Below are 21,394 nucleotides of genomic sequence, written 5' to 3'. Positions count from 1 at the left end.
AATGAAAAATTTAATAGTAGGATTATTTTTAGTCGCCTTTACGTTTACCGCTACGGCGCAAGACAAAATGTCAAAAGCTGATGCTGTAAAAACAATATCGTTAGAGCAAACAAAAGGTGAGTTTACCCAAAAAACATTAACACTTTCTGAAGGGACTTATATTTTTGAAGTATCAAATAACAATGCTGCCCCTGAAGTAGGTTTGGTTTTAATTGAAGATGGGAAAGATGGCACAAAACCAGAAAACCATATTACCGAGGCTTACGTGTCGCAAATGGTGAAACATGGCAAAACAGAATCTTCAAAAGAGGTCACTCTAAAAAAAGGAACGTATAAATATTTCTGTCCTTTTAACGAAACACCCGAATACACTTTAATTGTAAAGTAGGTTATTGACTGTGACTAATTTACTACCCAAAAGGCGTGCTGATTATTTAGCACGCCTTTTCTAGTTTTTAACTCTTTTTATGGCCGTAAATGCTTTATCGACATATTCATCTTCAACCAAAATGGTAAACTCGTTTGTGGTAGAAATTACCTCGTAAAGCACCACACCTTCCCAAGCCAATCGCTTAAAAAAGTGATAATATAAACCAGCAATTTTAGAGTTATCCTGTGGTAAGTTTATGGTTATTGCCGATAAATTATCCTGTACCGCAAGAAATGTTTCAAGTTGCAATTGTGTGGTAATGTAATCTTTTAAACTGCTCGAAATAATCATATTGCTTTCGTGGATACCCCTTGTAAAGGTGTAAAACAATTTAGATTCATCATCTATTTTTTCCAAAACCTTAGCGTGGTTGTGTATTAATGTATTCGAGTTTTTTACGGTAAAATCGGTTAGGTTGGAACGCACGGTAATATCGCCTAAATTCTGTAGCATCCGTTTCATTTTTACAGAATTTGACAAGGTTACCGGCGGATTGTAACGCCTTAACGCCATCATAATCGCACCAGGTTTTACTTCTTTTTTTAGCATCTCGCTAATGGGTTGGGTGAGCTCGATAGCCAACGCACTAAAATTTATAATGTTTCTCGACAGAGCTTCCTCTAAGTAAGGTTGCGAAATTAAAATGTCTTCTACACAGTTTGATACAGTTTTCATGTGATAGCTTTTATAGTCTTTTTTTAAGAACGCATGTAACATCAATATTATAAGTTTCCAAAAAGTAAACTTTCTATTTTTGATGCATCATGTTAATTATATAACAATTTGTGTAAATATAAACATTTTTTTCAAAAAATATCTTTATTGCAAGAATGAATTATAATTTTACACCATAAATAAATGAACAATGAAAGTATTAAAGTTTGGTGGTACATCGGTTGGGTCTATAAAAAACATGATAAATGTTAAGAATATAATAAACGACGGTAATAAAAAAATCGTGGTTTTATCTGCCATGTCCGGAACCACAAACGAGTTGGTTGCCATCGCCAATCATATCAAAGAAAGAAACTCGAACGAAGCGATTGATAAAATACATAAGCTTCAAGAAAAATACAGCCTTACCATTGATGAGCTTTTAACTAACAAAACTCTAAATAAAGAGGCCAAACTATATGCTTCAGATATTTTTAGTTTGTTAATTGGCTCAACGTACAAAGCGTTTTCGAAAGTGTTGGAAAACAAAATTTTAGCTCAAGGCGAATTGCTTTCAACCTTTATGTTTAATAGTTATTTGCAACAAGAAGGGATTCGTTCTACTTTATTGCCAGCATTAAGTTTTATGCGTATTGATGCTACTCACGAACCCGATTTGCCTTATATAAAAACCCGTTTTGAAACTGTTTTCAATTCCGCTGAAGCGTCAGATATTTATATCACCCAAGGTTTTATTTGTTTAGATGCCAATGGAGACATATCGAACTTACAGCGCGGTGGCAGCGATTACACAGCAACCATAATAGGCGCTACGATTAAAGCTGAAGAAGTACAGATTTGGACCGATATTGACGGCATGCACAACAACGACCCAAGGTATGTTGAAAACACCAAGCCCATTTCAAATTTATCTTATGATGAAGCCGCGGAATTAGCCTATTTTGGCGCTAAGATACTGCATCCGCAAACGGTTACTCCCGTAAGGGCAGATCATATTCCCGTGAGCTTGAAAAACACCATGAATCCTAATGCTCACGGTACTTTAATCTCTAGCCTCACATCAGAAAACGGCATAAAAGCCATTGCGGCAAAAGACAATATTACGGCCATAAAAATTAAATCAGGGCGCATGCTGCAAGCCCATGGCTTTTTAAAGAAAGTTTTTGAGGTTTTTGAGATTTACGAAACGGCTATCGACATGATTACAACCTCTGAAGTTGCGGTGTCGCTTACCATTGACGATGATAGAAATCTGGATAAAATTGTTGCGGAACTCGAAAAATTCGCATTAATTGAAGTCGACAAAAACCAGAGTATTGTTTGTTTAGTTGGACATTCGGTTGTAAATCATCAATATACGTATAAGCTATTCAAAATTTTAAAAGATGTAAAAATCAGGATGATCTCTTATGGCGGCAGTAACAATAACATCTCCCTTTTGATACATTCCAATGATAAAATTGAAACCCTAAAACGACTTAATAATTATTTATTTGAGTTGGTAACGGTATAAAAAAAGAGATACGGCTGTATAAAAAGTTGATTTCTACTTTAAATGTCACATTGAACGCAGTCGAAATGCTTTGGTTTTCACAATATTAAAACTTCGACTGCGCTCAGTTTGACACAGGATAATCACTATTATATAGCCTCATCCCATTTGTTTTACGAGTTCATTAAATCTTCAATTTCATCGGCCTCAATAGGAATGTTTCGCATTAAATTAAAAGGGGCACCAGTTTCTTGGATAACCACATCGTCTTCTAATCGAATACCAAAACCTTCATCCGGAATGTAAATCCCAGGCTCTACCGTAAACACCATATTGGCTTGCATTGGTTCTGTTAAAATGCCGTAATCGTGTGTATCTAATCCCATGTGGTGGCTTGTTCCGTGCATAAAATATTTTTTATAAGCGGGCCAATTTGGGTCTTCGTTTTGCACATCGGCTTTGTCGAGCAAACCCAACCCTAGCAATTCGCTCGTCATTAATCTACCTACCTCAACATGGTAATCTTCCCAAATGGTTCCGGGAACCAGCATTTTAGTCGCTTCATTTTTAACGCGATTAACAGCGTTATAAACGGTTTTTTGCCTTTCGGAAAATGTACCGGAAACCGGAATGGTTCGCGTCATATCGCTTGAATAGTTTGCATATTCGGCACCAACATCCATCAAAATTAAATCGCCCGCGTTACAAGGTTGATTGTTTTCTATGTAATGTAACACATTGGCGTTATTTCCGGAAGCCACAATGGGCGTATAGGCAAATCCTTTTGAGCGATTATTTAAAAACTCGTGCATAAATTCGGCCTCAATATTAAACTCATAAACCCCGGGTTTTACAAAGTTTAAAACACGTCTGAACCCTTTTTCGGTAATGTTACAAGCCTGTTGGATTAAATCAATTTCTACTTGATCTTTAACCGATCGAAGCCGTTGTAAAATTGGATTGCTTTTGGCTACCGCATGCGCGGGATATTTATCCTTTAACCATTTTGTAAAGCGCGCTTCTCGGGTTTCGGTTTCTATGGATGCGCGGTAATGCTCGTTCGTATTTATATAAACGGTGTCGCATTGTGTCATGATTTCAAACAGGATTTTTTCTAGGTCTTGCAACCAATAAACCGTTTTTATTCCACTGGTTTCAAAGGCTTTTTCTTTGGTCAATTTTTCGCCTTCCCAAACCGCAATATGTTCGTTGGTTTCTTTTAAAAACAGAATTTCACGATGCTTTTCCTTTGGGCAATCGGGGAACAAAACCAAAATGCTTTCTTCTTGATCGACACCGCTTAAATAAAAGATATCGCGATGTTGCTCAAAAGGCATGGTGCTGTCCGCCCCTATTGGATAGATGTCGTTGGAATTGAAAACGGCCAAGCTATCGGGCTTCATCTGAGCGGCGAAATTTTTTCTGTTTTTTATAAAAAGGTTTGAGTTAATTGGATGATATTTCATAATAAGTATTGAATTAAGTGGATAAATGTAGTAATTCTAAGCAAATTATTGGCTGTAATTTGCTATATTTGGTATTCTCCCCAGATTTTATTTTAAAATCTATTAGCTTGATTTTGAAGCCATAAGATTTAATTTACAGCATTTATATTAACACTAAAACTTAAGATGATGAAGAAAATTACTTTATTTATGGCATTGTTGTTTTGTTTAATAACTACCGGTCCATTATTGGCACAAGCCAGCCTCAGAGAAATACCGTTACAACAGCAAGTAGAAGCATCTGGTTTAATAGTGGAAGGAAAAGTTATATCACAAAAATCTTTTTGGGATTTAAAAAGTAAAAATATTTATACCTCTAACATTATTGAAGTATATAAAGTTTTTAAAGGAGAGAAAGTTGAATATGTTGATGTGATTACCTTAGGTGGCGTTGTAGGGCTCACTGCTCAAATTTCATCTCATAGTTTGCAATTATCAATTGGCAGACAAGGTGTTTTTATGCTCAATCCAACAAATAAAGTGGATTTAGCAGACAAAGGGACTACTAAAAGATATGAAGCCTACAGCGGAATTCAAGGGTTTTACAAATATAACATTAGGGCTAATTCCGCTAATAATGTGTTTAAATCTTATAAAAAGATAGAAAAAGGATTTTATACACATGTAGAAAATTTGACCCAACAGAAAATGGTTGAAGTAAAACCGAACGCTATTGTACTACACAATGGCAATAAAAACAATTCTGGTTTAGCAGTAGCGATTTCAAACATATCTCCTACTTCAATAGTAGCAGGAGAAAAAGCGATTTTAACAATCACGGGCACTGGATTTGGCACAGCTAAAGGAACAATTGGGTTTCCAAATGCAGATGATGGTGGCGCAACATTGACCAGTGAATTATTAGCTCCAGATAATTCGCCAGCACCTATACCAATAGCATCACAAATAATAACATGGAATGATACAACAATTGAGGTCGAGGTGCCTACTGAAGCCGGAACAGGCCCTGTGACTGTATTTCATAATTCCAATGCTACCCAAGCTACTTCTTCTCAAACGTTAACGGTAACTCACGCAGAATTAAATGTGGTTTCTGCCGGAAATGCCTATCAAGTACAGCATGTAAACGACAACGGAAGCGGAGGCTATACATGGGAAATGTTTACGGATTTTTTTAATGATACCGAACACCCTGGAGCAAAAGCGGCATTTGAAGCGGCTTTAGATAATTGGAGATGTGAAACCAAGGTAAATTGGATTGTTAGCGGCGTTGCTACCACCGTAGATGTAATTGGTGTTGATGGCGATATGCCACCAGACGGCAACCTTGATGCCGATGGGACCAACGTGGTAAGATTTGACAATGGAAGTGAACTAGAAGTTGGTGTTTTAGGGCGCTGTACGTCTTGGTACTCCGGTTGCGCAACTGGAGGAACACCTGATGCTAATTGGTTTGTAAGCGAAATAGATGTTGTTTTTGACGATGCAACCGATTGGTATTTTGGCAGTGGTTTTCCTGGGTTTTTTCAGTACGATTTCCATAGTGTAGCACTTCACGAGCTAGGGCATGCGCATCAATTAGGACATGTTATAGATAATTCTGCTCAAGTAGATAATAATAATGATGTTATGATTTATGCATTGCAAAACAGCGAACAACAGCGGGTTTTAAGTAATGACAATATAGCAGGAGGAAATAGTGTACAAGATAGAAGCACTTCTCTTGTACCTTGCGGAGGAACATCTGTTATGGTAGACTCTTCTATTTGTAACTTAAGTATTGAAGAAGATGAATTAAACAATGCCATAAGCCTGTACCCGAACCCAGCAAAAAATCAATTTTATATTAACAAAGCGTCTTATATCAATTTAGAAAAAGCCGTGATTTACGATATTAGCGGTCGATTGATTTCCGAACACGATATTTCAAATCAATCAAACACAAAAACCATTAAAATGAATGGTGCTTCAAAAGGTGTTTATTTTGTGAATATTCATTCTGATTTGGCAGTAATCACAAAAAAGATGGTGCTAGATTAATTCACGTTATTACATTGAAGAATTAACAAAAAAACTAGCATATGCTAGTTTTTTTGTTATTTTTGATAAAAAAATCTACTAAATTATGAATAAAACTACGCTGACAAGCATTGTTTTTACAATGCTTTTTTTTCTACCCTACACGTCCAAATTAATGGCTCAAGGCGCTTTAATTGAAATGCCTTTAAATGATCAAATTGAAAACACCCAAATAATTGTTGAAGGTAAAATTATTGCTCAAAAATCATTTTGGAATACCGATTACACAAATATTTTCACGAGCAATACAATCGAAGTTTACAAAGTGTTTAAAGGTGATGCACCTGGTCAAATAGAACTGATTACCAAAGGTGGTTGGGTAGGAGATATGGGGGAAACAGTGACACCCAGTTTGCAAGTAAAATTAGGAGAAACTGGTGTGTTTTTTCTGTATAATTCCAAAACGCAACTTGTAAACCACAACAGCCTGTTAAAAAAATACAACCCATATAGCGGGGCACAAGCATTTTACAAATACAACACACAATCAAATACGGTAAATAATGTTTTTAAATCGTTTAAAGGCATTGAGGATAATTTTTACACCTCCATTACCTCAAAAACCAAAACCAATTATAAGGAATTAGCAAGCAAAAGTTTTAAGCCTAAAGCAAACTCAACAAGTAAAGCAAAAGGGCCTACCATTGAAATTACCGGTGTATCTCCTACAACCATTACGGCAGGAACATATTCCGTATTAACAATTACAGGAAATGATTTTGGAGCAACTATGGGTAAAGTATATTTTCAAGATGCCAATTCAGTTTCTGGTCAAATTACTGCATTAGATACTCAAATAGTAAGCTGGACGAATACTGAAGTGCAAGTACAAGTACCAGGAGATGCAGGAACAGGATCCATCCAAGTAGAAGACGCCGAACCAACACCAAACAAATCCAACTTTAGTGGGCTAGCATTTATTACTGTGCCATATGCTCAAATAACGATTTTAAGTGGAGGTTTTGAATATCAAACACAACATGTAGATACTAATGGTTCTGGAGGCTATACATGGCAAATGTTTACTGATTTTGATGCCAATGCTGCCGCAAAGGCATCCTTTTTAAGAGCCTTTGATACTTGGAGGTGCGAAACAGGTGTAAATTGGGATATTGGCGCAACAACTATGGTAAACTCCCAACAAAGGGACGGCACAAATATTATACGATTTGATGTAGGAAGCGAACTTGAAGCCAGCACTTTAGGTGTTTGTTATACCTATCCATCAACCTGTTCGAGCACTGGGACCACTTATGTGATAGTAGATGAATTAGATATTGTGTTTAACGATGATACAAACTGGGAGTACGGAACAAAACCGGCTGTGAGTCCAAAAACAGATTTTGAATCTGTAGCCGTGCACGAGTTAGGTCATGGACATCAATTAGGGCATGTTATAAATTCAAGTGCCATAATGCACCGTTCAATAGGTGCTGGGCAAAATAATAGAACATTGAGTAGTGATGATATTAATGGTGGAAACGATGTGCAAAGCAGAAGTATATCGATCGATGCCGGTTGCAGCAGTAACTTAATGACCAACCACTCTTGTTCTTTGAGCGTTGAGGAAGATGAGCTAAACAATGCCGTTAGCTTATACCCCAACCCAGCAAAAAATCAATTTTATATCAATAAGGCGTCGTATGTTAATTTGCAAAAAGCCGTTATTTATGATATTAGCGGACGATTGATTTCAGAGCACGATATTTCAAATTCTTCAAACACGAAAACCATTAAAATGAATGGTGCTTCAAAAGGTGTTTATTTTGTAAATATCCATTCAGATTTGGCAGTAATTACAAAAAAAATAGTGCTAGATTAGTTAAGCTTATAAAATAAGATGAAAGCCTGTGAAGTCAAATTTACAGGCTTTTTTTTATCCCAACCCATCAGAACTTTTCAATGAAATATAAATAAAAACAGTTAAATTTTGCCACAACAATTAGAATAGTTAATTTTCATAACCATAAAAACCAATCAACATGCACATTATAAAAAAGCTTACTATTTGCTTCATTTTATGTTTCTATTTTGGCTTTAGTCAACAGCCATCAACATCATCAAAAGTTTTAGAAAAAGCGATTCAACAAAAGCAGGCCTCAACCCAAAATTCATTGGTTAAAAATGTGCCATTTGAAAATATAGGGCCAACCATTATGAGCGGGAGGGTTGTAGACTTGGATGTGAATCCTGAAAACCCCATAGAGTTTTATGTAGGTTATGCTTCTGGTGGCGTTTGGCACACAACCAATAACGGGTCTACATTTGAACCGATTTTAGATACTTCAAACACTCAAAATGTTGGCGATATTGCGGTAGATTGGAAAACCAAAACCATTTGGGTTGGCACCGGTGAGAATAACGCATCCCGCTCTAGTTATGCGGGAATCGGTATTTTAAAATCTTCAGATAACGGCAAAACCTGGGTGCATGTTGGGCTACCTGATTCGCATCACATTGGCAGGATTCTTATTAACCCTAATAACGCCGATGAGGTTGTAGTAGGTGTTACGGGGCATTTATATTCTCCGAATAAGGAGCGCGGCATTTACAAAACCACCGATGGCGGTAAAACTTGGGAACAAAAACTATTTGTTGACGATGTAAGCGGCATTATTGATGTGCAGCACGCGCCAAACAACTACAATATCATGTTTGCCTCGTCGTGGACAAAAGATAGAAAAGCGTGGAATTTTAATGGGAGTGGCAACCAATCCGCAATTTATAAAAGTACCGACGCCGGCAATTCTTGGGTTAAAATAACGACTTCAGAAAGTGGGTTCCCTACAGGCGATGGCGTTGGCAGAATTGGTTTGGCAGTGTTTAACGAAAACATTATTTACGCCTTGCATGACAGTCAATTCAGAAGGGCTTCAGAAAGTAAAAACGACAAAAAAAACGGTTTGACCAAAGAAGATTTTAAAACCATGACTGTTACAACTTTCTTAAATATTGAAGACAAAAAGCTTAACGAGTTTTTAAAAACCAATGGATTTCAAGAAAAATACCGTGCCGAAAACGTAAAACAATTGGTAAGAAGCGGTAGCGTAAAGCCTATTGATTTGGCTAAATATCTTGAAGATGCCAATTCACTCCTTTTCGATACGCCAGTAATTGGCGCCGAGGTGTACAAAAGTACCGACGGTGGAAAAACATGGCAAAAAACACACGAAAACTATATAGACGATTTGTATTATAGTTACGGGTATTATTTTGGGGAAATACGCGTGGATCCGCAAGACAAAGACGGCATTTATATTATGGGCGTGCCCATTTTAAAGTCTAAGGATGGCGGTAAATCATTTACATCCATTAACAAAGAAAACGTGCATGTAGATCATCAAGCGCTTTGGGTAAACCCTAACAAACAGGGGCATTTAATTGATGGAAACGATGGTGGATTAAACATTAGTTACGATGATGGCGAAAGTTGGGAGAAGCTAAATGTAACATCCGTTGGGCAATTTTATGCTATAAATATTGATCACGAAACACCATATAACGTATACGGTGGTTTGCAAGATAACGGTGTTTGGGTCGGTGCCCATAATGCCAAAATGGACAAACAGTGGCAGCAAGAAGGCAAACACCCGTGGCAAAGACTTATGGGCGGCGACGGTATGCACATTCAAATAGATAACAGAAACGCCAATGTGGTTTACACAGGCTATCAATTCGGGAATTATTTTAGAATCAACAGAAAAACTGGCGAGCAAAAATACATTCAACCGAAGCATAAATTAGGCGAAAAACCCTATCGTTTTAATTGGCAAACCCCTATTTTATTATCGCCGCACAATCAAGATATTTTGTATTTGGGCGGCAATAAATTAATGCGCTCCATGAATCAAGGTGATGATTGGACGGCCATTAGCAACGATTTGACCAACGGCGGAAAGCCTGGAAATGTTGCCTATGGAACCTTAACAAGCATTAGCGAATCGCCTTTTCAATTCGGATTGATTTACACCGGAAGCGACGACGGCTTAATTCACGTCACAAAAAACGGAGGTGGAAGTTGGGAGCATATTTCAAACAACCTGCCAAAAGATTTATGGGTGTCGCGCATTATAGCATCGCAACATAAAAAAGAGCGTGTTTACGTGACTTTAAACGGCTACCGTTGGGACGACTTTTCGGTGTATGTTTACAGCAGCGATGATTATGGAAAAACATGGAAAGACATCGGTTCAAACATTCCACTTTCACCAGTAAACGTGATTAAAGAAGACCCTAAAAACGAGCATATTTTATATTTGGGCACCGATAATGGCGCTTACGTAACCTTTAATAATGGTGAAAACTGGGAGGCTTTTAGCAAGGGATTGCCAGCTGTTGCCGTGCACGATATTGTGGTGCAACCAGATGCCAACGATTTGCTTTTAGGCACCCACGGGAGAGGTATCTACAAAACCAATATTGCACACTTTCAAACCGTGGATGCATCTAAGATAAACCAACCTATAGTGCTTTTTGATGTTGACGATATTAAACACTCCATACGTTGGGGAAGTGCCTATAGCGCATGGTCCAATGTTTTTGAACCATCAATCGGCATTAAATTTTATGCCAATAGTACAGGTGATCAAACCATTAAAATCTTTTCTGAAAACCAGTCTGAATTGCATCAAATAAATATAAAAGCAGATAAAGGATTTAATGTTACGGAATACGATTTAACCATTTCTGAAAAAGCTAAAAAAATGCTAATGAAAGAAAATACAAGTATTAAAATAAACAAAGCCGAAAATGGAAAATATTACTTACCAAAGGGAAAATACGGGGTTCAATTAGGGTCTGAAAAAACTATTATTTCAATAAAATAAAGGGTTACAGATTAAAACCATTCTAAATAGTAAAAACATGACATTTGTTATTTGTCTATAACTCCATCCATAACTACCTTTGTAAAACTATAAACTAACTTTAAAAATAATGAGCGGATTTTTTAAATCTTCGATTGGAAGAAAAGTAGCTATGGCACTTTCGGCTTTTTTCTTAATGTTTTTTTTACTTCAACATTTTGCAATTAATATTTTATCTGTTTTTAGTGCAGATCTTTTCAATGAGGTCTCTCATTTTATGGGAACCAATTGGTTGATTCAATTTGTAATGCAACCCATTTTAATTTTTGGCGTGGTATTTCATTTTGTAATGGGGTTTGTATTGGAAATTAAGAATAAAAAAGCCCAAGGCATTGCTTACGCTAGAAATAACGGTGCTGCAAATTCTTCGTGGATGAGTAGAAACATGATTTGGAGTGGCGTTGCCATTTTAGCTTTTGTTGTTTTGCATTTTATCGATTTTTGGTTCCCAGAGATTAACACCAAATTTATACAAGGCGACTGGTCTGGAACAATGCAAGGAGTGGAAGGCCTTCGTTATCACGAAGAACTAACGCATAAATTTCATAGCCATATAAGAACCATAGCTTATGTTATTGCCTTTGTGTTTTTAATGCTTCACTTATTGCACGGTTTTACATCGGCATTTCAATCTATGGGCTCAACGGTTTGGCGTAAAAAAACGCTTCAAAATATAGGTAAGGCCTACTCAATTTTAATTCCGCTAGGATTTATCTTTATAGCACTTTATCATCACCTTAAATACGTATTATCATAGATATGGCAACACTAGATTCAAAAATACCAAAAGGTCCATTACAAGATAAATGGACAGATTATAAAAATCATATCGATTTAGTAAATCCAGCCAATAAACGTCATATCGATATTATTGTTGTTGGCACGGGTTTAGCCGGTGGTTCGGCAGCAGCAACCTTGGCCGAATTAGGCTATAACGTAAAAGCGTTTGCTTATCAAGATTCTCCTCGACGTGCGCACTCTATTGCCGCTCAAGGCGGAATAAATGCCGCTAAGAATTATCAAGGTGATGGCGATTCAACTTACAGATTGTTTTATGACACCGTAAAAGGTGGCGATTACCGTTCGCGTGAAGCCAATGTTTATCGTTTAGCCGAAGTGTCTGGAAACATTATCGACCAATGCGTTGCCCAGGGCGTACCCTTTGCTCGTGATTATGGCGGGTTATTAGATAACCGCTCGTTTGGTGGTGTTTTAGTATCACGAACGTTTTATGCCAAAGGACAAACAGGTCAGCAATTATTGTTGGGTTGTTATTCTGCAATGAACCGACAAATAGCCCGTGGTAAAATTGAAATGTTTAACCGCCACGAAATGCTCGACGTTGTTATTGTTGACGGAAAAGCGCGAGGTATTATTGCCCGTAATTTGATTACCGGTGAAATTGAAAGACACTCCGCTCACGCTGTTGTTGTGGGTTCGGGTGGCTACGGTAATGTATATTTCCTATCGACCAACGCTATGGGCTCAAACGCCACGGCAGCTTGGAAAATTCATAAAAAAGGAGCGTATTTCGCAAACCCTTGCTATACACAAATTCATCCAACATGTATTCCGCGTTCGGGTGATTACCAGTCTAAATTAACATTAATGTCCGAGTCGTTACGTAACGATGGCCGTATTTGGGTACCAAAAAACATGGACGATGTGATGGCCATACGCGAAGGCCGAAAAAAACCAACCGATTTATCGGAAGACGAACGCGATTATTACTTAGAGCGTCGTTATCCAGCCTATGGAAACTTAGTACCTCGTGATGTCGCATCACGTGCCGCAAAAGAACGTTGCGATGCCGGTTATGGTGTAAATGCAACAGGTGAAGCCGTGTATTTGGATTTTGCTTCGGCTATTGAACGCTACGGAAAAGAACAGGCTAAAATTCATAATATTTCCAATCCTTCAAAAGAAAAAATAACAGCATTAGGTGAAGGTATCATTGAGGCGAAATACGGTAACTTATTTCAAATGTATGAGAAAATCATAGCTGAAGACCCTTACAAAACGCCTATGATGATTTACCCAGCGGTACATTACACTATGGGTGGTATTTGGGTAGATTACAATTTAATGACTACCATTCCCGGGTGTTACTGTATTGGTGAGGCTAATTTCTCAGACCACGGCGCAAATCGTCTTGGAGCATCGGCATTAATGCAAGGTTTAGCCGATGGTTATTTCGTATTACCATACACCATTGGTGATTATTTAGCGGACGATATCCGTACCGGAAAAATTTCAACGGACACTAAAGAGTTTGAAGAAGCCGAAAAAGAAGTTAGTGATAGAATTAATTTCTTTGTGAATAACAAAGGCACAAAATCTGTTGATTATTTCCATAAAAAACTAGGAAATGTGATGTGGAATAAGGCAGGTATGTCCAGAAATGCTGAAGGTTTAAAAGAAGCCATGGTAGAAATTAAAGCCATTAGAGAGGAGTTTTGGAAAGATGTTTATGTTCCCGGAACAGCAAACGAAATGAATCCTGAACTTGAAAAAGCAGGTCGTGTTGCCGATTTCTTAGAATTAGGCGAGCTGTTTGCTAAAGATGCTTTAATGCGTAATGAATCTTGCGGCGGGCATTTTAGGGAAGAATCTGCCGAAGAATCCGGACCACAAAAAGGCGAAGCCAAACGCGATGATGAAAACTTTGCATTTGTAGCCGCTTGGGAATATAAAGGCGATCCGGCCAATGCCGTTTTACATAAAGAAGAATTAGAATTTAAAGATATTGAACTTAAACAACGTTCATACAAATAAGATTGACATTATGAATTTAACACTTAAAATTTGGAGACAAAAAGACTCAAATGCAAAGGGTCAAATGGTCGATTATAAAGTTGCTGATATTTCAGAGCACATGTCTTTTTTAGAAATGATGGATGTTTTGAACGAGCAGTTAGTAAACTCTGGCGAAGAACCCATAGCATTCGATCACGATTGTCGTGAAGGCATTTGCGGTACGTGCTCCATGTACATAAACGGAGAACCGCATGGCCCAGACCGAGGCATAACCACATGCCAACTGCACATGCGTTCCTTTAAAGATGGCGATACCATTACTATCGAGCCCTTTAGAGCTGCAGCATTTCCTGTGCTAAAAGATTTGGTTGTGGATCGAACAGCTTTTGAGCGCATCCAACAAGCGGGTGGTTATATTTCTGTAAATACATCTGGGAACACCCAAGACGCAAACTCGCTTCCTATTTCAAAACACGCTGCCGATGAAGCCATGGATGCTGCGGCCTGTATTGGCTGTGGTGCTTGTGTAGCTACTTGTAAAAATTCAAGTGCCATGTTATTTGTTGGCGCCAAGGTGTCTCAGTACGCTTTACTGCCTCAAGGCCAAGTTGAAGCTGCCGATCGTGTTAAAAACATGGTGGAGCAAATGGATTTGGAAGGTTTTGGAAATTGTACCAATACTGGAGCTTGTGAAATTGAATGCCCTAAAGGCATCTCGTTAGACAATATTGCGCGTATGAATAGAGAGCTGATGAAGGCTAATATTTAGTGTTTTGTCATACTGAACTTGATTCAGTATCACATTATAATAAACAAAAAACTCTTAAAATATTCTTTTTTAGGAGTTTTTTTATGGCTTAAAAGTAGGCTTTTAATTGAATGGTTCCCGTGTGGATGGTTTTGCTGTTTTCCGTTTTCCTGCCAAAATAATTTAGGTTTAAATCCAAAAAGTCGGTCAGTTTCTTTTGTACCAATAAACTCCATGTAAAGTTTTTTCCGGGTTGTAAACCTTCTAACATTTGATACGAAACGGGTGTATTCGCATTACCATTAAACGCATTCGAAAAATAATTAAACTCACCACTTATCGCATGATTTTCTTTATTTGAAAATGCAAACGACACTCCGTATTTTTGTTGCTTTAAAGTTTCAAAACCACCAATGGTATTTTCTTTTTTAGTGTTTTGGTAAAAGATATCGAAGCGCGAATTATCATTAAACAAATAAGAAATCTTTGGGCTGAAAAGCGTTTCATCAAAATTGTAATTTTTACTTGTAAAATTTTCGCTGAGGCTTTCATTTTTATCAAAAGCCGTTTGAAATGAAAGCAACCAACTTTCTTCAATTTTATGATTAAAATTAAACTGATGGCTTTTCAGGCTATTTTCAATAAAACCGATGGACAAAATATTTCTGGATTGATTGGACAAATATGTGTACGATGTGGTGTAACGCTGTTTTCCGCGATTAAAAAACAACACGTTTCTAAAGTTTAACTGTAAACCCAATTGGTTCTCCGCATCGTTTTCAAAAGGATTTAGGTTAAAACCATGCCCTTCCCTTTTAATTTTTCTGTCGATTAAATAACTGGTTTGATTGTAAAAATGCGACCAAAATTTTCTAGACTTATTCTCACTAACCGACCACTGCGACGGATTAATAGTCAGTGTTTGGCTCAGCCTATTTTGATGTGTTTTTAAATAAATACGATTGGGCAATAAAACCCGAATGTATTTGCCTTGATCTTGAAATTGCGCCAATTCAAACTCTTCCAATTCTTGAATGCCATTGGCGTTATAATCAATCCAAGTATATGTGCCTTGTCCGGGTTCAACTTCCACATAAGTAAAATCTTGTTGCGGCAACGTGCCCGAATTGGTTTCAAAAACAGTATTCCATAAAATGATTTGTTTAAAAAGTTTTTGGTTGAACTGCAATCTGGAGTTTATAGATTGTTCGTCGCCTGCGCTGAGCGGAGTCGAAGTGGCAATCGTGTCGTTTTCGTTTTTAAGTGTTCTATAATTGGCGAAAAGCGACAAATTGGTGTTGCTGTTTTGAATAAGTTTTGAGTCTAAATAAAAGGTATTGGATGTATTAACCTTTTGCAATGCGTTGTTTCGGATGCTGTCGTTTACTCGGTTTTTGTATCCAAATTCTGCAAAAACCGCAGTGCTATCGCCAACGCCAAAAAACAGTTCGTACGATTTAAATTTCTGGCTTAAAGGCGTTAAAATTTGTGTGGTATTATCTTTTTGTTCATTATTTTCAATCGCCAATTTTGTACCAATCCAACTGCTTTGCATACCGTAAGTTATGCTGTTGTACGACCTTAAAAATGTAGATGAACTCTTATCTGACTGCGCCTTTAAAAAACTGGAATTAGAATGAATGTTGAATTTATTAAGGAATACATTGATGTTGGCAACATGCCGGTTTCCGTTAAAATTTTCAGAGAATTCCAAATGCTCAAACTGATAATTTACAATGCCCTTTTTAGGGTGAATGAGCTGCAGACCTGTTTTTGTAAATTGCTGATTGCCCAAAGGATTTTCAATATTCCAATCACGCGAAAATTCAGCATTGTACAAACGTTCAATGGTTTTAAAGTTTTTTTGAATATACTCGCCATCAATAAAAGCGTTTAAATTCCAAAGACTGTCTTTTTTAATGATGTTTTGGGTAATCTTTAGTTTGCCGGCAAATCCGTCGTTGTCTTCATCATTCAAATTGGAAAACAGGTTTAAATCGTTTTTACTACCGGCAGCTTCAAAATGAATGGCCGTTTTTTCGGTGGGATTATAGCTTCCGTTAACCACCGCAATCTGTAGTTTTGTGGGCGCAACCAATTGAATAATGGGCGCGTAATTCCCTTGATTAATACCCACATATTCATAAATATTATTGATGGCATTCACACTGCTTAAAATATAATCGCCTTGATTTTGGCCAACTTGCGTAAATGTAACCCGATACAGTTCGTCGTCCGGATTGTTTGAAAACACAAAGGCTTCGTTACCGCTAATGAGTTCCTTTTTATAAAGAATTCTATTCTCGTTTAAAGCCTCTAAAACCTCAGACGGTGCTACCATTTGCGCTCTATCATCACCGACATTTGCAAGAATTTGAACTTGTTCGGTCGATAAATTTTGTTGCAAAGGCTGATTTTTTGCATCATTTTCAGAATACACCGAAACACCAAGTTTGAGCTTATCACTTTCAAAACGGCCGCCACCAAAAGCCACCAAACGCGAATAATTGCGTTCGCTTACTTGATAATCTACCGTAATACGCATTTCGGAAGTGATGGGAAATGTGGAGTTAAAAATGATTTCGCCCGCGTTATAATCGATAATATAATCTTCGTTTTCACCACGTTTTGCGGCAACGCCATTTACGTAAACCGTTTCGCTACCCGATACAATAAGCACAAACAATTCGCCATTTTGCCCTTGCAATTTATACGGGCCTTGGTTGCCTTCTTGTGCTTTAAATTCGCTTCTTGTAAATTGTCCACGTACAAAGGCACCAGCGGCAAATAGGTTGGTTTGTGCATCGTCGTTGCCCAATTTCGCATGTATATTTAATCCTTGAACACGCTTTGAAAAACTTGCAAAATAAGAATCGGTATTTACCAAATCGATATCGCCCGCGCGAATGTTCCAATTATCGCTAAACAGTTCGATAAACACTTGGTCAAACTCATCCAAACGTTGCGAATAACCACTTTCTTGTAGCGGAATATTAGCGTCTTGGATGGATGCTCGCAAGGACACTTTGTCGTTTAACTTTCCTGTAATTTGTAAATCCAATTCGCTATTTAACACCGAATTTTGGTTGTTGCCAATAGTCACACCCCTCGAAATACTCCCGGATGTTGTTAGGCCATCAAAAGGAATAAAATTTTTGGAAGCGTTGGGTTGGGATAATTTGTATAGGGTTTGAGCATTACTGTTGTTTTCAACAATAATGTTTTCGTCTAATTGTTTATAGGTTTTGGTTAAAAAATCCGGAAATTTTAAATAATTTATAATGATAGAATCGGTTTCAATCGGCTTTTTAAACGTTAAAAGTGCTTTTGCAAAATCGACACTGTAATATATGGAATCGATTACAGAGCTATCCTTCCTTTTAATTGAAAACGAATGGGGATTAATACTTACGCTGTCAATTCTAATGGTATCTTTTACAGCAACTTTTTTAGTTTTGTAATTAGAATTTTGGTCTTGGGAAAACCCGCAAACACCAATCAAAATAATAAAAATGCATGTAAAAAACTTCATCAGATACTTAAACTGCAATACGCTTAAAATATTTTGTTAATAGCTTCGTTAAAACTCCTGCTAGATTTAATAGTGTAAATGTAACGCATTATTTATTTTAGCTGAAATTCTTATTAAGTTGATGAAAATTATATCCTATAACGTAAACGGTATTCGCGCCGCCATTAACAAAGGCCTTATTGATTGGTTAAAAAGCGCTAATCCCGATGTGATTTGCCTGCAAGAAATTAAAGCGATGAAAGAGCAGTTGGATTTAAGTTTGTTTGAAGATGCTGGTTACAAATACAACTATTGGTTTAGTGCACAAAAAAAAGGCTATAGCGGCGTAGCTATTTTAAGCAAAATAAAACCTAATCATGTGGAATACGGCACAGGAATTGAGTCCATGGATTTTGAAGGCCGCAACCTTCGTGCCGATTTTAATGGGGTTTCTGTAATGAGCTTGTATTTGCCATCGGGCACAAATGACGCACGGTTAAACCATAAATTGGAATATATGGACATGTTTCAAGCCTATATAAATACGCTGAAAAAAGACATTCCGAATCTGGTAATTTGTGGCGATTACAATATTTGTCATGAAGAAATAGACATCCACAACCCTAAAATGAAAGGCGTTTCGGGATTTTTACCCGTAGAACGCGAATGGATTGGCGCCTTTATAGACAGCGGATTTATTGATTCCTTCCGTTTTTTAAACCCCGAATTACAGCAATATAGCTGGTGGAGTTACCGCGCCAATGCCCGTGCCAATAATAAAGGTTGGCGATTAGATTACGCTATGGTTTCACTTCCGTTACAAGAAAACATCAAAAGAGCCGTTATACTCTCTGATGCCGTACACAGCGACCATTGCCCCATTTTATTAGAAATTGAAATTTAATATTTAACGAACAATAAATTTAACCCATAATCATGATAAAAAAAATTCCATTAGCAGTATTAACCTTAGTGTTGGTAGCTTCTTGCGTATCGCCTAAAGTATATAAAGAATTAGAAGGCAAGTATGCCAATTTAAAACAGGAAAACAGAAAACTTTCAGATGAAAACGATGCTCTTTTAAACGCAAAAAACACAGCTGAAAACGAACTGAAACAACTCACAGCGGCCTATAATGAAGCTGTTGCAGAACGCGATAAACTACAAGCCGATTACAATGCCACAAAATCCAATTTAGATAATTTAAAAGCCTCTTATAATGCTTTAGAGAAAAACAGTTCAGCTTCAATTGCCGAAAATTCCAAGAAAAACAGAGAATTATTAGCCCAATTGGAAGCCAAGGAACAAGCTTTGGCAACCGAAAACGCACGTTTGGCTAAGCTTAAAAAAGAGCTGCAAGAACGCTCAGACCGCGTGGCGGAATTAGAAAGTGTAATCGCCTCAAAAGATGCCGCCATGACCGCCTTGAAAAATGCCATTTCAAGAGCTTTAACCGATTTTGAAGGCAAAGGATTAACCGTTGAGCAACGCGACGGAAAAGTATACGTATCCATGGAAAACAAGTTGTTATTCGGCTCAGGAAGTTGGGCAGTTGGCGCCGAAGGTCGTAGAGCCGTTCAGCAATTAGGCAGTGTTTTGGGCGTTAATCCAGACATCGCCGTTTTAATAGAAGGCCACACCGATAATGCACCCTATCAAGGCAGCGGTAACTTAAGCGGTAACTGGGATTTGTCAACCAAACGCGCCACGGCCATCGTAAATATTCTTAGAGAAAACCCGTCTATAAATGCAGAAAATTTAACCGCTGCCGGTCGAGGTGAATTTGCGCCAATTGCATCAAACGATACACCCGAAGGCAAAGCAAAAAACAGACGAATCGAAGTTATTCTAACACCAAAGTTAGATGAGCTTTCTAAATTGCTAAATGAACATTAGTATTTGGGCGTTCCCTTTCAGGTCGGGCTTTTCGTTCCCAATCTTTTTGCTCGTGCCTCACAAAAAGGATTTCCACTGCAATCCCTAACGCATAAAAAACCTTTAAAAGCTATTAGGGCTTTTAAAGGTTTTTTATCTTTACATCTTAATTAAAATACGATCGATTTGTTATTCCTGCGCATGCGGGCATCCACAATAAACTTTTAAATTAAAAAGATCCGTCCCGATAACTATCGGGATTCTCGGGACTATCAAATGCATTATTTATGAAATACACAACACTACCAAACACCAAAATAAAAATCAGTAAAATATGCTTGGGCACCATGACCTGGGGAAACCAAAACAACCAAAACGATGGTTTCGCCCAAATGGACTATGCCTTGGAGCACGGTGTAAACTTTTGGGATACCGCCGAAATGTATGCCGTTCCCTCAAGTCCGGAAACCTATGGCACTACCGAAACCATTATTGGTAATTGGTTTGCAAAAACAGGCCACCGCGATAAAGTGGTTTTAGCCTCAAAAATAGCCGGGAATGGCGATTACACGGCACATATTCGTACCAATGGCTTTGCTCCCGAAGCCCTCAAAGAGGCCGTAAATAATAGCTTGAAGCGTTTGCAGACCGATTATATTGACTTGTATCAGTTGCACTGGCCCGAACGCGATACCAATTATTTTGGAGTTCGGGATTATAAACACAATTCGGAAAACAAATGGAAAGATAATTTTAACGAAATCCTGTACACCTTCGATGGCATCATTAAATCGGGTAAAATTCGGCACATAGGCATTTCAAACGAAAAAGCCTGGGGAACCATGCGTTATTTAGAAGAATCCAAAGCGCACAATTTACCAAGAATGGCAACCATTCAAAACCCGTATTCCTTATTAAACAGAACCTTTGAAGGCGATTTGGCCGAGGTTTCCATCCTTGAAAACATTGGTTTATTGGCTTATTCGCCCATGGCATTTGGCGTGCTCTCGGGGAAATATATAAAAGGAACGGCTGCAGATAATGCGCGTTTAAAACTGTTTCCAAGATTTGGACGATATACGAATCCGCAAGCTACAGAGGCTACAAAAAAATACCTAAAAATTGCAGAAGACAACAACATGAGTTTGGCCCAAATGAGTTTAGCTTTTGTAACCCAACAACCTTTTGTAACCAGCAATATTATTGGCGCTACCAATGTAGAGCAACTCAAGGAAAATATCGATAGCATTAATGTGGTTTTAAGTGATGAGATTCTGTCCCAAATAAACGAAGTGCATGATGCCATTCCCAATCCGGCGCCTTAAGCTTATATAAGGATTGTTTTTTTGTATCAAAAAAAGATAAAGAAGCCTAAACGTCGTACCTTAAAAACTGGGTTTGATGCAACTTTTAGTGTGTTGTTTTTCAAATACATAAAAATAGTGACTTCCTAAAGGCAAAACACAAACCCTGAGCGCAGCAGACAGGCTGAAACA

At 37.7% G+C, this 21,394-nt stretch carries 14 protein-coding genes; 11 read left to right on the top strand and 3 right to left on the bottom strand.

Annotated features, from left to right (window positions below; translation table 11 throughout):
- Position 1: 1 nt before the first annotated feature.
- On the top strand, positions 2-388 hold the full coding sequence (locus tag RNZ47_RS03975; RefSeq protein ID WP_311936720.1) for a cupredoxin domain-containing protein: 387 nt from the start codon (positions 2-4) through the stop codon (positions 386-388).
- 60 nt (positions 389-448) lie between these two features.
- Here RNZ47_RS03975 and RNZ47_RS03970 read toward each other — a convergent pair whose 3' ends face one another.
- Positions 449-1,105, bottom strand: a complete 657-nt coding sequence (locus tag RNZ47_RS03970; RefSeq protein ID WP_311936717.1) for a hypothetical protein — start codon at positions 1,103-1,105, stop codon at positions 449-451.
- Positions 1,106-1,295: 190 nt separating this feature from the next.
- Here RNZ47_RS03970 and RNZ47_RS03965 point away from each other — a divergent pair, with 190 nt between their 5' ends.
- Positions 1,296-2,618 carry an aspartate kinase gene (locus tag RNZ47_RS03965; protein ID WP_311936713.1) on the top strand — a complete coding sequence of 441 codons (1,323 nt, stop codon included), beginning with the start codon at positions 1,296-1,298 and terminating at the stop codon, positions 2,616-2,618.
- A 152-nt stretch (positions 2,619-2,770) separates the two neighbouring features.
- Here RNZ47_RS03965 and RNZ47_RS03960 read toward each other — a convergent pair whose 3' ends face one another.
- Entirely contained in the window at positions 2,771-4,063 is a 1,293-nt protein-coding gene (locus tag RNZ47_RS03960) for an aminopeptidase P family protein (protein WP_311936710.1), read from the bottom strand.
- A 168-nt stretch (positions 4,064-4,231) separates the two neighbouring features.
- On the opposite strand from RNZ47_RS03960, the gene RNZ47_RS03955 reads away from it, so the two are divergent.
- The 6 genes from RNZ47_RS03955 to RNZ47_RS03930 all read left to right on the top strand — a co-directional run bounded on the left by RNZ47_RS03955 (position 4,232) and on the right by RNZ47_RS03930 (position 14,533).
- Positions 4,232-6,103 (top strand): T9SS type A sorting domain-containing protein, encoded by a 1,872-nt coding sequence (locus RNZ47_RS03955; RefSeq protein WP_311936707.1) that lies wholly within the window; start codon positions 4,232-4,234, stop codon positions 6,101-6,103.
- 85 nt (positions 6,104-6,188) lie between these two features.
- Complete coding sequence (locus RNZ47_RS03950; RefSeq protein ID WP_311936704.1) at positions 6,189-7,964, top strand: T9SS type A sorting domain-containing protein; 1,776 nt, start codon at positions 6,189-6,191, stop codon at positions 7,962-7,964.
- Positions 7,965-8,124: 160 nt separating this feature from the next.
- Positions 8,125-10,968, top strand: coding sequence for a WD40/YVTN/BNR-like repeat-containing protein (locus RNZ47_RS03945; RefSeq protein ID WP_311936701.1), 2,844 nt, complete (start codon positions 8,125-8,127; stop codon positions 10,966-10,968).
- Positions 10,969-11,077: 109 nt separating this feature from the next.
- Positions 11,078-11,764, top strand: a complete 687-nt coding sequence (locus RNZ47_RS03940) for a succinate dehydrogenase cytochrome b subunit (RefSeq protein WP_311936697.1) — start codon at positions 11,078-11,080, stop codon at positions 11,762-11,764.
- A 2-nt stretch (positions 11,765-11,766) separates the two neighbouring features.
- Positions 11,767-13,782, top strand: a complete 2,016-nt coding sequence (locus RNZ47_RS03935; protein WP_311936695.1) for a fumarate reductase/succinate dehydrogenase flavoprotein subunit — start codon at positions 11,767-11,769, stop codon at positions 13,780-13,782.
- A gap of 10 nt (positions 13,783-13,792) precedes the next feature.
- Complete coding sequence (locus tag RNZ47_RS03930; RefSeq protein ID WP_311936692.1) at positions 13,793-14,533, top strand: succinate dehydrogenase/fumarate reductase iron-sulfur subunit; 741 nt, start codon at positions 13,793-13,795, stop codon at positions 14,531-14,533.
- Between the two features lie 88 nt (positions 14,534-14,621).
- Here the strand turns inward: RNZ47_RS03930 and RNZ47_RS03925 are convergent, their stop codons facing one another.
- Complete coding sequence (locus RNZ47_RS03925) at positions 14,622-18,044, bottom strand: DUF8818 domain-containing protein (RefSeq protein WP_311936690.1); 3,423 nt, start codon at positions 18,042-18,044, stop codon at positions 14,622-14,624.
- Between the two features lie 121 nt (positions 18,045-18,165).
- Between RNZ47_RS03925 and RNZ47_RS03920 the strand changes: the two genes are divergently transcribed.
- The 3 genes from RNZ47_RS03920 to RNZ47_RS03910 all read left to right on the top strand — a co-directional run bounded on the left by RNZ47_RS03920 (position 18,166) and on the right by RNZ47_RS03910 (position 21,223).
- Complete coding sequence (locus tag RNZ47_RS03920) at positions 18,166-18,927, top strand: exodeoxyribonuclease III (RefSeq protein WP_311936687.1); 762 nt, start codon at positions 18,166-18,168, stop codon at positions 18,925-18,927.
- A 32-nt stretch (positions 18,928-18,959) separates the two neighbouring features.
- On the top strand, positions 18,960-19,919 hold the full coding sequence (locus tag RNZ47_RS03915; protein WP_311936684.1) for an OmpA family protein: 960 nt from the start codon (positions 18,960-18,962) through the stop codon (positions 19,917-19,919).
- A gap of 266 nt (positions 19,920-20,185) precedes the next feature.
- The gene (locus RNZ47_RS03910; protein WP_311936681.1) at positions 20,186-21,223 is read left to right on the top strand and encodes an aldo/keto reductase; all 1,038 of its coding nucleotides are present in this window, start codon (positions 20,186-20,188) and stop codon (positions 21,221-21,223) included.
- The last annotated feature ends 171 nt before the right edge of the window (positions 21,224-21,394 follow it).

The organism is Hwangdonia seohaensis, assembly GCF_031932625.1.
GTDB lineage: Bacteria > Bacteroidota > Bacteroidia > Flavobacteriales > Flavobacteriaceae > Hwangdonia > Hwangdonia seohaensis.
This window is presented reverse-complemented; position numbering and strand designations above follow the sequence as displayed.